Annotated in this window: 14 protein-coding genes; 9 read left to right on the top strand and 5 right to left on the bottom strand. The window is 65.5% G+C overall.

Translation table 11 applies throughout. The features are described from left to right. The first annotated feature begins 89 nt into the window (after positions 1 to 89). Genes nirD through ABWI03_RS13755 form a run of 4 tightly spaced genes read left to right on the top strand, consistent with a single transcriptional unit; the run spans position 90 to position 2,988 of the window. The gene (gene nirD, locus ABWI03_RS13770) at positions 90 to 503 is read left to right on the top strand and encodes a nitrite reductase small subunit NirD (RefSeq protein ID WP_095969117.1); all 414 of its coding nucleotides are present in this window, start codon (positions 90 to 92) and stop codon (positions 501 to 503) included. Further along, positions 500 to 1,660, top strand: coding sequence for a uroporphyrinogen-III synthase (locus ABWI03_RS13765; protein ID WP_166809752.1), 1,161 nt, complete (start codon positions 500 to 502; stop codon positions 1,658 to 1,660). Before nirD ends, ABWI03_RS13765 begins: the two co-directional genes overlap by 4 nt. Further along, a complete protein-coding gene (locus tag ABWI03_RS13760; RefSeq protein WP_298778751.1) occupies positions 1,647 to 2,396 on the top strand; it encodes a sirohydrochlorin chelatase in 750 nt (249 codons plus the stop codon). The genes ABWI03_RS13765 and ABWI03_RS13760 overlap by 14 nt, the downstream gene beginning before the upstream one ends. Then, positions 2,341 to 2,988: a maleylpyruvate isomerase family mycothiol-dependent enzyme gene (locus ABWI03_RS13755; RefSeq protein WP_095969120.1), complete on the top strand. Its 648-nt coding sequence runs from the start codon at positions 2,341 to 2,343 to the stop codon at positions 2,986 to 2,988. Before ABWI03_RS13760 ends, ABWI03_RS13755 begins: the two co-directional genes overlap by 56 nt. 31 nt (positions 2,989 to 3,019) lie before the next feature. On the opposite strand, the gene ABWI03_RS13750 is transcribed toward ABWI03_RS13755, so the two are convergent. Continuing rightward, positions 3,020 to 3,787, bottom strand: a complete 768-nt coding sequence (locus ABWI03_RS13750) for an 8-oxoguanine DNA glycosylase OGG fold protein (RefSeq protein WP_298778090.1) — start codon at positions 3,785 to 3,787, stop codon at positions 3,020 to 3,022. An 89-nt stretch (positions 3,788 to 3,876) separates the two neighbouring features. Between ABWI03_RS13750 and ABWI03_RS13745 the strand changes: the two genes are divergently transcribed. Together ABWI03_RS13745 and ABWI03_RS13740 are read left to right on the top strand one after the other, a co-directional pair. Further along, positions 3,877 to 4,455 carry a hypothetical protein gene (locus tag ABWI03_RS13745; protein WP_298778087.1) on the top strand — a complete coding sequence of 193 codons (579 nt, stop codon included), beginning with the start codon at positions 3,877 to 3,879 and terminating at the stop codon, positions 4,453 to 4,455. After that, entirely contained in the window at positions 4,452 to 4,805 is a 354-nt protein-coding gene (locus ABWI03_RS13740) for a hypothetical protein (RefSeq protein ID WP_095969123.1), read from the top strand. The genes ABWI03_RS13745 and ABWI03_RS13740 overlap by 4 nt, the downstream gene beginning before the upstream one ends. Positions 4,806 to 4,810: 5 nt before the next feature. Here the strand turns inward: ABWI03_RS13740 and ABWI03_RS13735 are convergent, their stop codons facing one another. The 3 genes from ABWI03_RS13735 to ABWI03_RS13725 are packed head-to-tail and all read right to left on the bottom strand — an operon-like array spanning position 4,811 to position 7,701. After that, entirely contained in the window at positions 4,811 to 6,556 is a 1,746-nt protein-coding gene (locus ABWI03_RS13735) for an NTP transferase domain-containing protein (RefSeq protein WP_298778083.1), read from the bottom strand. Between the two features lie 49 nt (positions 6,557 to 6,605). Next, positions 6,606 to 6,902 (bottom strand): MGMT family protein, encoded by a 297-nt coding sequence (locus ABWI03_RS13730; protein WP_095969124.1) that lies wholly within the window; start codon positions 6,900 to 6,902, stop codon positions 6,606 to 6,608. A 10-nt stretch (positions 6,903 to 6,912) separates the two neighbouring features. After that, a complete protein-coding gene (locus tag ABWI03_RS13725) occupies positions 6,913 to 7,701 on the bottom strand; it encodes an alpha/beta hydrolase (protein ID WP_095969125.1) in 789 nt (262 codons plus the stop codon). A 52-nt stretch (positions 7,702 to 7,753) separates the two neighbouring features. Between ABWI03_RS13725 and ABWI03_RS13720 the strand changes: the two genes are divergently transcribed. Together ABWI03_RS13720 and ABWI03_RS13715 are read left to right on the top strand one after the other, a co-directional pair. After that, a complete protein-coding gene (locus ABWI03_RS13720) occupies positions 7,754 to 11,116 on the top strand; it encodes an ATP-dependent helicase (RefSeq protein ID WP_298778075.1) in 3,363 nt (1,120 codons plus the stop codon). Beyond that, positions 11,117 to 14,509: an ATP-dependent helicase gene (locus ABWI03_RS13715; RefSeq protein WP_298778072.1), complete on the top strand. Its 3,393-nt coding sequence runs from the start codon at positions 11,117 to 11,119 to the stop codon at positions 14,507 to 14,509. Here the strand turns inward: ABWI03_RS13715 and ABWI03_RS13710 are convergent. Beyond that, on the bottom strand, positions 14,506 to 14,907 hold the full coding sequence (locus ABWI03_RS13710) for a DoxX family protein (RefSeq protein WP_298778070.1): 402 nt from the start codon (positions 14,905 to 14,907) through the stop codon (positions 14,506 to 14,508). The genes ABWI03_RS13715 and ABWI03_RS13710 overlap by 4 nt on opposite strands. Positions 14,908 to 15,064: 157 nt before the next feature. Between ABWI03_RS13710 and ABWI03_RS13705 the strand changes: the two genes are divergently transcribed. Further along, a complete protein-coding gene (locus ABWI03_RS13705) occupies positions 15,065 to 16,132 on the top strand; it encodes a potassium channel family protein (protein WP_095969129.1) in 1,068 nt (355 codons plus the stop codon). Positions 16,133 to 16,140 lie beyond the last annotated feature (8 nt).

The raw sequence follows: 16,140 nt of genomic DNA, 5'->3' as shown, positions 1-16,140 counted from the left end.
AGTCGCGTAACCCGTGGGAAACACGGGATCCGTAGAAACGTAGACAAGAACCCGCGCGACGTTGTCGCCGGATCGACAGGAGGACTTCGATGAGTGTCATCGATGCGCAGATCGCCAAGCTGGATTCGGATCGACTCGAATGGACGTCGGCCTGCCCGCTGAGCCATCTGATCCCTGGGCGCGGGGTCGCCGTGCTTCTTCGCGGCGGCGAGCAGGTGGCACTGTTCCTGCTGGAGGACGGCACACTCCGGGCCGTCAGCAACTTCGATCCGTACGGCCGCGCCGCGGTGATGTCTCGCGGACTCGTCGGCGACCGGGACGGTGAACCGATCGTCGTTTCGCCGCTGCTCAAGCAGGCATTCTCACTGGTCGACGGCAGAGCGCTCGACGACTCCGCGGTCGCCCTGCCGGTTTACGGGGTTCGCGTGTGGGCCGGAGTGGTGCAGGTCCACAGCCTGCAGATGCAGGGCGTTCGCTCGACTGTCCACGATGCAGTCTCGTGAGTGACGACATGCCGTTGGCTGGATTCACGGTAGGTATCACCGCTTCGCGCCGCGCCGAGGAATTCGCGACGTTGCTGACCCGCCGGGGAGCGGATGTCGTTCACGCTCCGGCGATTCGAATCATCCCGCTCGCCGACGACCGCGAGCTCGAAAGGGTGACACAGCAGATCATCTCGGATCCTCCCGAGGTGGTCGTCGCCACCACCGGCATCGGGTTCCGTGGCTGGTTGGAAGCCGCCGACGGATGGGGCGAAGCCGAAAGTCTCGGCTCTGCGCTCGGTTCGGCTCGTCTGCTCGCGCGTGGGCCGAAGGCCAAGGGAGCAATCCGCGCGGCGGACCTTCGTGAAGAATGGTCACCGGCATCCGAATCTTCCGCCGAAGTGCTCGAACATCTTCTTGCAGAAGGTGTCTCGGGAAAGAGAATCGCTGTGCAACTGCATGGCGCGACCACCGAGTGGGAGCCGATTCCCGACTTCTGTCAGGTGCTGCGCGAGGCCGGCGCCGAGGTCATCGCGGTTCCTGTCTATCGGTGGGAACCGCCGGAGGACCCTACGCTGCTCGACCGGATGATCGACGCCATCGCGTCAGCCGGAATCGACGCCGTCAGTTTCACGAGTGCGCCGGCCGTTGCGTCGATGCTGATGCGCGCCGACAAGACCGGGGATCTCGGCGACATGCTCGCGGCCATGCGAGGTCCGGTGGCGGCCATGTGCGTCGGCCCGGTCACCTCGGCGCCGCTCGAAGCGTTGAATGTACCGACCACAGCCCCGGCGCGGGCACGCCTGGGAGCGCTCGCGAGGCACATCGTCGACGAACTCCCGCAGCGAGCCAACAAGATTCAAGCCGGTGAACACGAAATCAGTATTCGTGGGGGGTGCGTCGTCGTGGACGGCGAAGTGAAGCAATTGCCCCCCGCTGCGATGTCGTTGATCCGCACACTCGGGGCCAGTCCCGGCCGGGTCGTCTCCCGCGACGAACTCCTTGCCTCCCTTCCCGGTGGCGGCGGAGACACTCACGCCGTCGAGACCGCCGTCGCCCGGTTGCGTGCGTGCCTCGGCGCCCCCAAAGCCGTTCAGACCGTGGTCAAGCGGGGCTATCGACTTGCCCTCGATCCCGGTGACTACATACAGAATCCAGGTGACTATGCAACCCGATGACGATGTCCTCGTACTGGTAGCTCACGGCACACGTAGTGCACGTGGCGTGGAAATGGTTGCCGCCCTGGCCGAAGCAGTCGGCAAGCGCGTCGGACGCACGCGCGTTGCCTTTGTCGATGTGCTCGGCCCGTCACCTTCGGAAGTCCTCCGGGACACTCCGGGGCGAGCGATTCTCGTACCGGCCTTCTTGGCGTCCGGCTACCACGTTCACACCGATGTTCGACGCGAAGTGGCGATCAGTGAGCACCCGACTGTGACTGTGACGCCCGCCCTCGGACCTGATCCGGCGCTTGCACGCGTGCTGCTCCGACGCTTGACCGAAGCGGGGTGGAATCCGGGTGACGCGATTGTGCTTGCGGCCGCCGGGTCCTCCGATGCGCGGGCGCTGCGAGACGTCGAGCGTGCCGCGCTGATGCTCGCCGAAGCGGCGGGGATCCGGGTGGACATCGGATACATCGCGACCGGGGAACCGAAGGTAGCCGATGTTGTTGCAGCAGCACGCGTTCGCGGCACGAAGCGAGTGTTCGTCGCCTCGTACCTCCTCGCGCACGGACTGTTCCACGAGCGGTTGCACGCGGCAGGAGCCGACGGTGTCACCGAACCACTCGGTGTCGACCAAGGAGTGGTGGACCTTGTCGTGAATCGGTATGAGAGTGCGCGAGGGGAACTAGTATCGCTGCATGACGTCTCACTCCATGACACCGACGTATGCCGACCTGGTCGCAGCAGTTCGTGAATCCGACGTCAAGGCACAGGCTCTCGTCGGTGCACTGACCGAAGAGCAAGCCCGTGAGTCGTCCGGGCTACCCGGTTGGAGTCGGGGACACGTCGTCACACACATGTCGCGCAACGCCGACGCACTGGGCAGATTTGTTGCCGGTGTGCACAGCGGCGAGTCGGGGGAGATGTACCCCGGGGGACCCGACGCGCGCAATGCCGCAATCGAGGAAGGCGCCGATCGCCCGGCCGAGTTGTTGGCACTCGACTACCGCTTCTCGGGAACGAGGCTGGTCGACGCATTGGCTGACCTGCCGACGGATCGGCTGGACACTCCGGTTGCGTGGCGCAAACCTGTCACCGCATTCGATCTACCGATCCTGCGCTGGAACGAGATCGAGATTCACCTGATCGACCTCGACATCGGTTACACCTGCCACGACTGGCCCGCCGAATTCGTGGAATTCACTCTCGCCAGTCAATTGGGCGCATTGGAGACGGCTGTCCCGGGTGTACGAGTTCCTTCGCTGTCCGACGCGGAGACCTTGGCCTGGTTGGTCGGGAGGCCGACGAGAGTGGGGCTGCCTACCCTCCCGGCCTGGCCGTTCTGACAGTCGTTCCGAGATCCAGCCGTGTCGAGGATTAGAACAGGGTGGGGGAGCTGACGTCGTTGCGTGCTTGGGCCAACCGCGCACTCCACCTTTTCACCAACCACATCTCGACGATCTCGGGTTGGGTGCCGGCCGCATAGGCCCAACTGTCGAGGAGTTCGCAGTACCGGCGGTAGCGGCGTGTCGTGAAGCCGGTGACGGAAGGATCCTCGAGCCAGCCCTCGTGGATGAGCGTCGAGACGCCGTACTGGTCGATCATCTGAGCGCGTCGGCCCTCGTCCTGCACGCCTACCGCCCACATGAAAGCGGCCATCAGAGATACCCCGACACCGGGGGTGAGCGGCCAGCCCGACCAGGTGTCGCGTCGGACTACCGGCATGGACTTGTTCTTCGAACAGTGATCGAGAATGGCTGTTATCTGGGTCAGCGGATCCTCGTCCTCGCGGTGATGCGGATTGAAGACGTTGGGGAATCTCCGCGTGAACCGTCTGCTCTCGTGCGAGCCCTGCCAGGCCGCACAGAGAAACAGCAGTCCGAGACCGTCATGCTCGGCGACGACGAGATCGCTCGACGGGCGAAGGTCGTTGCGTTGAACGATAGCTCGGCCTTCGGTGATCACTCTGCCGTCGAGATCACGCCCGCGCAGGCTGATTGTGTGGCCGGCGTCCTTCAGGTGTGCGTTCCACCAATCCAGGTCGACGGTGGCTTCGTCGTCGAGGACGTGCAGTGGAAAGGTGCGCGAGCGGCACCACTCGACCAATGCGTCCGGCGGTTCGAATCCTTCGTCGACACGATTCATGGCGCGATGATCCCACGAGTCTCCGACAGTAATTCGTGCGACGCGCAGTCCACCGGGATGGAACCGGACACTCGCGGTACGCTCCGCTCATGAATCTCGCGTCCTCGCAGGTGCGGTCGGCGCTGTGGACGGTAGCGATCGCCTTGACGGCCGCGAGTCTGAGCGGATGTATCGGTGCCGTCGATCGGATGGATTTCGACAACCAGATGCGTGAACGTGGTGGTGGGCTGACGTCGGAGTTGGTGCGGGACGGATTCGACAGCCTCGCACACAGTTACGGTGTCGGCGCAGTGTCGGTGACCAGCGTCGACATCAGCCCGATCGAGACGCTCGGGGTCACCGTTCGAGACCCCGGGAAGCCGTCACAGCTCGACCGGTTCTCTTTCGACGGCGTCATTCTCGGCGAGCCGAGTCCCGTGCAAGTCAGCGTCACCGACGACCTCGATGCTCGATCGTTCACGCTGGATCAAGTGCCGGCATTGTCGAATGTCGAGAAGTTGGTCGACGACGCGCTGGCGAGCAGCGGTGTCGACGACGGCGAAGTCACCGGGATCTCGGTCTCTCGCACCGCGGCGATACACGCCTCCGTGATGGTGGAATCCCCACGCTCGCGGGTGCTGGTGGTCTTCGAGCCTGACGGCTCACCCTTTCTGGTGCAGCCGCTGTGAGCCGCCGTATCGCTCCGTTGCTGATCTCCGTAGTGGTGATCGTGGTCGTGGGAATCTTTGCCGCACTGCTGTCTTCGGTGATCTGGCCCGGCCAGGTGGCTCACCTGGCGCCGATCTTCTGTGAAGATCCCACCTCGAGCGCGATGGTCGTCTCGGATACCTTTACCGACGGCGACGGCACGTCCACCAATTTCACGCTGTATTGCGTCGGACCGCGTGGTCAGACCGTCGATGCCGGGTGGCTGCTGCCGTTCTTGGTGCTGTGGGGCGCGTATTCCCTGGTGCTCGCGATAGTTGTCGGCGTGATCGGGATGGCGGAGGTCAACCGGCGTAGGCGCCGAAACGACTGACCCGATCAGCGGGGGAGGACAACCACTTCGGCGAGGGCGCCGTCTTGCGCGTGCGCCGGAACGAGAGCAAACGCGGAGCGCCCGATCAACCCCGCCAGGTGTGCAGTACGTACAGACGGATCGGCGCGCCAGCGGCCGTCGGTGGATTGTGTGACCGGCAACAGGCGTACCGCATCGGAACTCACCGCAGCAGCGTTCTCGATGATGCCGAGCAGTGGCGGAGGCGTCTCGCTCCCGGTCAGGGCGGCCACGACGGTAGGCAGCATCGTCAACAGGGTGGTCACCGCGGCGTACGGGTTGCCGGGGAGGCCGAGAACCACCCGGCCACTGGGCAGGACCGCCGTTATCTGAGATCCGCCCGGGCGCGAGGCCACTCGCCCGACAATCGTGCGAGCGCCGAGTCGATCGAGCGCACTGCGCATTTCGTCGGCAGCGCCGCCACCCGTCGCGCCGATGACGACAAGCAGGTCCTGTTCGGTCGCATCTGCCAGTACACGCTCGAAACTGTCGGCCGTGTCGCGCAAGTGCGAATTCGACACGCACCGTGCGCCGTTGCGTTCGAGCAGGTAGGGAAGAATCCCGCCCACGGAGTCGCGAGTCTGACCTTCCCGCAGTGGGCCGGTCCGGCGGATCTCGTCGCCGGTGACTACGACGCGTGCCCGGACCGGGCCACGGACGAGGGCGTCGAATACCTCGCCACTGGCAGCAGCGGAGATTACCGCCGGAGTCACCGCGGTACCGGTCGGAGCGATCGTGAATCCGGTGCCCCAGTCTTCTCCCCGTGGGCGAGCGTCGTTGCGGTGCGGCGCATCCGGTAGTCGTCGCAGCGTTCGAGACGGTGCGTCGACGGACAGGTACTCGTCACGAATCACCGAGGTAGCGCCGGCAGGTAGGTGAGCTCCCGTGGCAATGCGGATTGCTTCGCCTTCGCGGAGGTCGAGTTGCCCGTCGGCGCCCGCGATGCGGATCTCGGTGCGCACCCGCCACGGACCATCGCCGGAGACGGCGTACCCGTCCATCGCCGAAACGTCTGACCTGGGGAGATCACCCAGGGCGACGAGAGGCTGCGCGAGCGTTGCTCCGAGACTGTCGGCGAGATCGGCCCGGTGCGGGGTTAGCGGAGTCAAGGCATTCGTGATGACGATGCGGGCTTGCTCGATCGTCAGGCGGGGATGGCTTCTCGCGCGATCGATGTCCGCCGGCGTGTCGCAGTCGGTGGTACCCGCCACGCGTAGGGTCGAGAACGGCTCGGTGGCAAGCGCTTTCATCGGTTGATTCTCGAGCCCCGAACTCCGGCGCAGAGCAGCGAGGCGTTGTCGGAGTTCGCGAAGGGTCCACGCGGAGAACAGGAATTGGGTTCGGTTGTTCTCGTCCACCGCACACGTCACCGGATTGTCGGTCGATGTCGCAGCGATCAGCGCGTCGACCGATCCGGCCTCGACGTACGGCAGGTCGGATGCCAGCACCACCACCACGGCGTTCTCGGGTAACCGGGTCGCGGACAACCCGGCCCAGATCGCCTCGACAGGGCCGGCGCCGGCCGGAGATTCCTGGGTCTGGGTGATGTGTGCAGCAAGTTCAGGTCGATGCGGGCCGACCACGACGACGGCGTCGAGATGCGCCGTCGCTGACAGCGCGATGTCGAGGAGTCTGCGGCCGTGCACGATCAGGCCGGGTTTGTCGACGCCACCCATTCGGGTCCCGCGACCACCCGCCAGAATGACGGCGGCGGTGGGCGGCGTGGTGGTCATGTCTCCATGCTGCCCCATGGCAGGGGCGACGACGACCGGTGACACGGGATCAGAAGTGATACCGAGCTTTCTTCAGGTCGATTCGACCGTCCTTGATCGGTACTCCTTCGAGTTCGAGCTTGGCGATCTGACGATGAGCCAGGTGTGCCGACGGTTTACCGGAGGCGCCGAGCACCCGGTGCCACGGCAAGTCGGCAGAGTCCGTCCGCATGATCCACCCGACCGTGCGAGCGCTGGAAAGTCCTGCGGCTTCGGCTATGTCGCCGTACGTCGCCACGAAACCGGCGGGAATCGAGGCGATGAGCCGCCTCACCTCTTCGATCTGCTCTTCCGTGGTGGTTGCCATCGTTGCCTCGTCAGAGCACTGTTCGGACGAGGTCTGCCACCTCGTCGGCCCGCACGTGCGGGACCATGTGGTCGCAGTCGAATTCGACGCTGGTGAGATTTTCACCGAGGTGTTCGGTCAAGGCTGCTCGGAACTCGTCGGTGACGTACGGCGGCTGAACCTTCATCGCCTGAACCAGCACGGTGGGCATCGACGACGGGGGCAGCACGATCGGGCGGGCAAGTTCTCCCCACGCGGTGACGACGGCCGGTGTGGACAGGCGCCAGTTGACGCGCCCGTTGCCCAGTCGGATCAGGTGCTCGGCCATCTCGACGTCGAGGTCCTGGGTGGGAACCTCACCCCACGAGCCGTGAATCTTCTCCGAGTACGCCTCGGCGGCATCGGTGTAATCCGGTGAGCCGATTGTGAGTTCGGCCACTTCCTGCATGAAATTCGGATCCAAGCCGATCGCCGGATCGAGCAGGACGAGACCACGAACGCGTTCCGGTGCGGTGGCAGCGAGGTGCAGCGCCAGCATTCCGCCGAACGAATGCGCGAGAATCACCACCGGTCCGGTGGCATGTTCGTCGAGTGTCTCCAGCAAGCTCGCCACGTGGGATTCGAGGTTCCACGGGGGAGCCCAGGTCGAGCGCCCGTGACCGCGTAGATCGGGCGAGATCCAGCGTGCTTCGGGCAGTTGGTTCTCGGCCATCGACTGCCATCGTCGACCGTGACCCGTCAGGCCGTGCAGCGAGAGGATCTCAGGCGCCCCGGCGGGTCCGTAGAGATACGTATGGAGTGCAGACACACGAGCAATCATGCCGGATGCAGGCGATGTGTGAGTTGTCGGTGCGCTCTGGTGGAATGCCTGGGTGAGTGAGACGGCAACACGCAGCAAAGTGACCATTCCGCGGGCGCGGTTGGTGCACCGAACTGCGCCGTCTCGGACACCCCGAACATGGGACGAAGGGACGGCCCGGCTGTTCGCGCCGCCGTCCGATGATCCGTTCCAGCTCGCGTTCGGCCCTGCTTCATTCGGCTCGGCGGACGCCTGGAATCCCTGGCAGGTACTCGGCAGCCCCGGAACCGGCAAGACGTCCCTTCTCGTGGATCTGGCGGTGCAGAGGATCTCCGGTGGCGAAGACCCCGAATCGGTCCTGGTGCTGACGCAATCCCGTCGGGCTGCGACGCAGGTTCGTGAGCAGATCACAGCCGGATTGCTGGGGTACGAACAGGAACGCGGACCGCAGGCAACCCGTGAGCCGCTGGTACGCACCGTTCACTCCTACGCCTTTGCCGTGCTGCGGCTCCAAGCCGCCGCACACGGCAACGCGCCGCCACGATTGATCACCGGTGCCGAGCAGGACTCGGTACTGCGCGAGATGTTGCGTGGGGACATCGAGGACGGCGCACTGCGCTGGCCCGAGCGCCTGCGTCCTGCGCTGGGTTTGAACGGTTTTGCCGTCGAACTCAGAGACTTGATGCTGCGCGCCAACGAGCGCGGGCTCGGTCCCGAAGATCTGGTCAAGCTCGGCAAGAAGCGCGGCCGCCCCGAGTGGGTGGCGGCCGGCCGCTTCGCCGAGGCTTACGAGCAGGGTGTGCTGCTGCGTGGCAGCGTGGGCGTCGAGGCCCCGGAGGCCACGGCGCCGGCACTCGACGCGGCTGAGTTGATCGGTGCGGCGTTGACGGCGTTCGCCACCGATCCCGAGCTCCTTCGCTCCGAGCGCGCCCGTATCCGGCACCTCTTGGTCGACGATGCACAGCATCTGGATCCGCAGGCGGCGCAACTGGTTCGACTGATCGGCACCGGCACTGCGGGCACGGTCGTAGCCGGCGATCCCGATCAGTCGGTCTTCGGATTCCGCGGTGCTGATTCGGCTTTTCTACTCGAACTCGCCGAGCGCGGAGACGAGCGCCAAGTCATCCTGCCCACCACGTTTCGCAACAATGCCGACGTCGCGTCGATTGGGGCCAAGATCGCTGCGCGACTGCCCGGCAACCTCGCTCACCGCATCGCGGTTCCGTCCGATCTCACCGATGAGGACCCGGGACGGGCGTCGGTGCGTGTTCTCGGTACGACGGCCAAGGAAGCGGCAGTCGTCGCAGATACCTTGCGCCGGGCACATCTGCTGGACGGGATTGCGTGGTCCGACATGGCGGTTGTCGTGCGCTCGGTCCCACGCACCCTTGCCCCGCTACGGCGAGCTCTGCTCGCAGCGGGGGTACCCGTGACGACTGCTGCCACCGAGTTGCCGCTCGCCCGGCAACACGGAGTGTCCGGCCTGCTGCTGGTCCTCCGGGCGCTCGGCGGCGATCACTTCACCGGCGACGACGCCCTGGCCCTGATGGCCGGCCCCATCGGCGGCGCCGAACCGGTCACCCTGCGCCGGCTGCGTCGTGGTCTGCGCCGCGTTGAGTTGGCTTCGGGATGTGATCGGGATTCGTCGGAGTTGTTGCGGCTCATCCTGATCGACGAGGATCGCGCGCAGTCCAAGCGGCTCATGGGCAAACTGACGGACGTCGAGGCTGCTGCGCTGAATCGCGTGCTGTCGGTCCTTCGCAAGGCCCGAGTACCGCTCGAGCGAGGTCTCGGGGTCGAGGAAGTTCTGTGGGCTGCCTGGCAGGCGACGGGCCTCGAACGACGCTGGGCGGCTGCGTCGGCGCGCGGGGGACCGATCGGCTCACAAGCCGATCGCGACCTCGACGCCGTAGTCGCGCTCTTCGACGCCGCGGCCAACTACGTCGACCGGCTGCCGCGTTCGCAACTCGCCGGCTTCGTCGACTACTTGACCAGCCAGGAGATACCGACCGACTCGCGGAGCCGATCGGTCATCGCTCCCGACGCCGTCACCGTGGTCAGCGCTCACGCCGCAGCGGGGCGCGAATGGGCGGTCGTGGCGGTGGCGGGTGTGCAGGAGGGGCTCTGGCCGAGTTTGCGGGCACGCGGCTCGCTGTTGCGTACCGAAGCACTGATCGACCTGGTCAACGGAGTCTCTGACGGCAGTGACTCGGCCGCCGAACGACTCTCGCGAACCGCGCCGCTGCTGGCCGAGGAACGCCGGTTGTTCCTTGTCGCCTGTAGCCGTGCTCGTCGCCGCCTGCTGATCACCGCGGTCGAGTCGGCTTCGGGTGACACCGATCTGGTGCCTTCGCGTTTCGTGGACGAGTTGATCCGTGGCGACGCGTATTCGGATGATCCGACGTCCGATCTCGACGTCGTTGCACCCGAGACCGGGGATACCCGGGTTCTGTCGCTGCCCGCGCTGGTCGCACAGCTTCGCAGTGTGGTGTGTGATCCCGACATCGCGCATTTCGACCCAGAGAAGCATTCCCGTGCAGCTCGCCAGTTGGCGCGTCTGGCTGCCGCCGGAGTACGAGGCGCGCATCCGGATCAGTGGTACGGCACAGCCGAGCCGAGCACCGCGGATCCCATGTGGCAACCCGAGGACGGACCGGTGTCACTCTCGCCGTCCACCATCGAGCTTCTCGAAACATGCCCGCTCCGATGGGTGTTCGAGCGTCATGGCGGCAGCGACGGAGACAATACCCACGCGATCGCCGGCACTCTCGTCCATACCCTGGTCCAGGCGCTGGCCGGTAGGATTCCGCCGGACCAGGTCGAGAAGGCACTCGAAAATGCTTGGGAATCGATAGACCTGGGATCGCAGTGGTATTCGCGCCGCGAGCTCAATCGAACTCGGGAGATGCTGGCGACGTTCACCGCCTGGATGAATGCAACTCGCGGTGAACTGACCGAAGTCGGCGTCGAGGTCGCGGTCGAGGGGGTCCTCGAACCGCGCGAAGAAGGAGCGCCCGCGGTCAAGCTTCGCGGCCGGATCGACCGGCTCGAGCGCGACACCGAAGGTCGTCCGGTGGTTGTCGACGTCAAGACTGCGCGAAACCCCGTCAGTAACGAGGCCGCGCAATCTCACGCGCAGTTGGCGGCGTACCAGGTCGCAGCGGCCGAAGGTGCGATTGCAGGCGAGCCGGCCACACAACCCGGCGGTGCACGCCTGGTATTCGTGGCCAAGTCCAACAAGAAAGACGGTGCGGCGCAGCGAGTTCAGCCGCCGCTGACTGCCGAGGCCGTCGAGATGTGGCGAGACGTCATTCACAATGCTGCGGCAGCGACGCAGGGACCCGAATACCTGGCCCGCGTCAACGACGGATGTAGACATTGCCCGGTGCGGTCGAGTTGCCCGGCACACGACGAGGGACGACAGGTGAGTAACTAAGTGGCTGCCGCAACGCCCAAGGCACGCCGACCGAAGATCGACCCCGTCGACCTGGCGGTTGCGCTCGGTCAGCACCCGCCCACGCCCGAGCAGGCCGCAGTGATCGCCGCACCGCTCGGTCCGACGTTGGTGGTCGCCGGTGCCGGTGCCGGTAAGACCGAAACGATGGCTGCTCGCGTCGTGTGGTTGGTGGCCAACGGCTTCGTCGATCCCGAGGCGGTTCTGGGCCTCACCTTCACGCGTAAAGCGGCGCAACAGCTCACCTCGCGAATCCGCAAGCGCTTGGCGCGGCTGGCGGGTTCGGACGTTCTGCGGGCACTCGACCCGACCGGCGGAGTGCGTTCCCGGATTCTGGCCGGCGAACCCGAAGTTAGTACCTACCACGCGTACGCGGGACGGTTGCTGTCCGAACACGGACTCCTCTTGCCCATCGAGCCCTCGGCGACGCTGTTGTCGGAGACCGAACTGTGGCAGGTTGCGCACCGCGTCGTGAGCGGTTGGGACAGCGATCTGGACACCGACAAGAATCCTGGGTCCATCACCGAAACCGTCCTGGCCCTTTCCGGTCAGTTGGCGGAGCATCTGGTCGATCCCGAGCAGCTGCTCGAGGCACACACCGAGTTGGACAAGCTGATCCACACTCTGCCTGCCGGCCCGAAACAGCGGGGTGGACCGAGCAAAGAGCTCTTGAATTACCTTGACGTGCAACATAAACGGATCGAGTTGCTTCCTCTTGTCGCCCGGTTGGGTGAGACACTGCGGCGTGAGGGGGCTTTGGACTTCGGAAGTCAGATGTCGTTGTCGGCACGGGTCGCCGCCGAGCATCCCGAGGTCGGGCAAACCGAGCGTGAGCGCTTTCGGGTAGTTCTTCTCGACGAGTACCAGGACACCGGCCACGCTCAGCGAGTGTTGTTGTCCTCGTTGTTCGGTGGGGGAGCCGACGGCCGCTTGGCGTTGACGGCCGTCGGTGATCCGATGCAGTCGATCTACGGTTGGCGCGGCGCGTCGGCGGCCAACCTGCCACGGTTCGCAACCGATTTCCCGCTCGCCAACGGAAAACCGGCTCCGACACTCGAACTGCTCACCAGTTGGCGCAACCCTCCGGAGGCTCTCGAGCTGGCAAACCTGTCGTCGGCGCCCTTGCGCCGACGGGGCGTGGCCGTCAGTACCCTGCGCGCACGGCCGGGAGCCGTCGCCGGAGACGTTCGACTGGCGTTGCTGGGCGACGTCGAGCAGGAACGTCAGTGGGTGGCGGAGAAGATCGCCGGAGAATACGAGGCGGCACGTGCCGAAGATCGCCCGACACCCACGGCGGCTGTGTTGATCCGCCGGAATGCCGATGCTGCTCCGCTGGCCGAAGCATTGCGGTCCAAGGGTCTGCCGGTCGAAGTGGTCGGACTCGGTGGGCTCCTGCACACACCAGAGGTGGCGGACGTGATCGCCATGCTCCGGGTGGTCGCCGATCCGCTCGCGGGCAGCGCTGCCGTTCGGCTGCTCACCGGCGCGCGATGGCAGATCGGCGCGAAGGATCTCGCCGCACTCTCTCAACGCTCCCGCGAACTTGCCATCTCCGCGGGATACGGAACGGCGGGTGCGGTCACCGACGCCGAGGCGCTCACCTCGGCGGTCAACGATGCTCTGCCCGGGGAGAACGCCGAGCAAGCAGGATTGGTCGACTCGATCTCCGATCCAGGCCCGGCAGAACGCTATTCGGCTCTCGGGTACACACGCATCAACGCGATAGCGGCAGAGTTGGCGTCGTTGCGCGAACGTATCGGCCAGCCGCTCACCGAATTGGTGGCAGAGGTCGAGCGGGTGCTCGGGATCGGAATCGAGGCGGGCGCGCGGACCCGCGTCGGTGTCGTCGGGACCGCGGGCCGCGAGCATCTCGACGCATTCGCCGACGTTGTCGCTAACTACGCGACGCGTCCAACGGCCAATCTGACCGGGATGCTGGCTTTCTTCGCGGCAGCCGAACAGATCGAAAAGGGTCTCACGCCAGGCGAAGTGGAGGTGGCGCCGGATCGGGTCCAGATCTTGACCGTGCACTCGGCTAAGGGGCTCGAATGGGAAGTGGTGGCGATCCCGCATGTCAGCGACGGGGTTTTCCCCTCGTCCACAGCGTCCGGATCGTGGCTCGGGGCGCTTGCCGAACTGCCACCGTCGTTGCGCGGTGACCGGGCCGTCGACGCGGATTCGGCGGACGGTGTGCCCGTGCTCGACCTCGAAGAGCTGTACAACCGCAAGGACCTCGAGAATGCCATCACGGCGCACAAGAAGGCGCTGTCCAACCGTCGACTGGACGAGGATCGGCGGTTGTTCTACGTCGCGCTGACCAGAACCGAACGGGCGCTGTTCATCTCGGCTCACCACTGGGCGGAATCCGGTTCGGAACCGAAGGGGCCTTCGGAGTTCCTGGACGAGCTGCATCAGATGGTCACTGCCGAAAACGATCCCGCTGAGGAAGACTCGCACCGTGCGATCGGCGTCGTGGAGGAATGGGCACCGGCCCCGGAACCCGACACCGAGAACCCGTTGGCCTCCACACCCCGAACCGCGCAGTGGCCGCCAGATCCGCTGGGTGCGCGCCGCGGCGCCGTCGAGGCCGGAGCCGCGAGCGTCCTGTCCGCTCTCGCATCGCTGCCGAACGACAGCGAAGAGACGGAAGAACCGGAGGACGATCCGGAGAACTGGGCCTCGGACGTCGACGTGCTCCTGGCCGAGCGTGAGGCCCGGGCGAACGCGCGTGCCGAAGTGATTCTCCCGGCGCAGCTTTCGGTGACTCAGCTCGTCGACCTCAAAGCGGATCCGGACGAACTCGCGGCACGGCTGCGTAGGCCACTGCCGTACACACCGAATCCGCTCGCTCGGCGAGGCACGGCTTTTCACGCCTGGATCGAGCGAAGGTTCGGTGCGACCCGGCTGTTGGATCTCGACGAGCTACCAGGCGCCGCGGATACCGGCGCGGGTCCCGAGACCGATCTGGTGAAACTTCAGGATGCTTTCCTGCGGTCCCCGTGGGCCAATCGCAGCCCGATCGAAGTGGAGGTTCCCTTCGAAACATCCATTGCCGGAACCGTTTTGCGAGGCAGGATCGATGCGGTGTTTGCCGATCCCGACGGCGGGTGGACGGTGATCGACTGGAAGACCGGTGCCGAACCGTCGGCCGCCAACGAGGACGCTGTTGTCATGCAGTTGGCCGCCTACCGGGTGGCCTGGGCCGAATTGATGTCGGCCAGAGCTCGTTCGGCCGGGCGCAACGAACAGTTTCCGGCCGACAAGGTGCGGGCGGCGTTTCACTACGTTCGATCGGGTCGCACCATCGCCCCCGAGAACCTGCCGGACGGTGAGGCTCTCGCTCGCCTCATCCGAACGGCAGGCGCGCAAGATTAGCTTGCGTTTCGACGAGCCTTGATTGCTTCGGTCACCAGCGGAACCTGCAGGGGGAGACGTGCGATCGAACCGATCTTCTGCGGTGCGGACGTCTTCGGGCTTCGGCACCAGTCGATCGCCATCTGGATGTTGGCCGGGAACACGGCAACAAAGAGCGCGGCGGCAAGGCCCGCGCCGAGCTTGCGGGTCTTCGGCACGGCCAAGGCAGCGCCGATCGCCAGTTCCGCGACGCCCGACACCTGGGTGTAGGTGCGCGCTTGGCCGGGAAGCTGGCGCGGAACGGTGCTGTCGAAGAAGGAAGGCGCTACGAAATGCATGGTGCCGGCGCCGAGTAGGAGGGCCGACAAGCGAAGAGCTGCTGCTTGGCTGGGAGTGGACGTCGAACTGGTGAAAGGCATTTGCCCAGCCTGCCTCACGGTGGACCTTCTTGCCAGTATCGGCGCCCACAACCGGTGCGCTAATGGGCGCCCGAGTTCCGAAGTCGATCTTCGAGGGTTACGCTGCCTGCCGATGTCCGTGTAGGTATTTCGTAAATTCGAGTGAGAGAGTCGATGTATGGCCGGTAAGCTCCGGGCGCGTTTGACCAGGTCGGAAGCATTGACCGATCAGCCTGACTTCGCCCTTGTCGGGGTGCTGCGCATTCCCCAGCTACAGACCAGCCCGGCGCGGGCCATCTACAAGCGAGTTCTCATCGCTCTCGGTGCTCTCGCCGCCGCCGTCTTGATCGTGTACATCGATCGCGCCGGATACCGCGACGCGCAGGACAACGAGCTTTCGCTGCTCGACTGCATCTACTATGCGACGGTTTCGCTTTCGACCACCGGCTACGGCGACATCACTCCGTTCACGCCGTCGGCGCGCCTGGTCAACGTCCTGTTGATCACGCCACTTCGAATCTTCTTCTTGATCGTGTTGGTCGGAACCACACTTTCAGCTCTGACCGAGAGTTCGCGTCAGGCGTTCAAAATTCAGCGTTGGAGGCAGCACGTGCGTAATCACACCGTCGTCGTCGGATACGGGACCAAGGGGCGGACGGCAATCGAAGCAATGCTCGGTGACGGAGTACCGGCGTCGGAGATCGTGGTCGTGGACACCGATCAGACCGTCCTCGATTCCGCGGCGAGCAAGGGCCTGGTGACGGTGTTCGGTTCGGCGACGAAATCGGACGTACTTCGCTTGGCCGGCGCACAGAACGCGTCGTCGATCATCGTGGCCACGAATCGTGACGACACCGCCGTTCTGGTGACCCTGACTGCGAGGGAAATCGCACCGAAAGCGAAGATTGCCGCGGCCATCCGTGAAGCCGACAACGCGCATCTGCTGCGTCAGTCCGGTGCGGACTCCGTCGTCGTCTCCTCGGAGACGGCAGGTCGGCTCCTCGGTATCGCGACCACGACGCCGACTGTCGTGGAGATGATCGAAGACCTTCTGACTCCGGAAGCCGGATTCGCGATCGCCGAGCGCGCAGTCGAGCGCGACGAGGTCGGCGGCTCTCCGCGTCATCTCTCCGACATCGTGCTCGGCGTCGTTCGCGACGGCCGCCTGGTTCGCGTCGGTTCGCCCGAGGTGGACGCTGTGGAGGAGAACGATCGCCTGCTGTACATCCGCCGCGTCACGAACTGAGTGTTACC

Source organism: Rhodococcus baikonurensis, from assembly GCF_040489275.1.
Taxonomy (GTDB): Bacteria; Actinomycetota; Actinomycetes; order Mycobacteriales; family Mycobacteriaceae; genus Rhodococcus_F; species Rhodococcus_F baikonurensis.
Note: the sequence above shows the minus strand (reverse complement) of the source record. Positions and strands in the feature narration are given on the sequence as shown.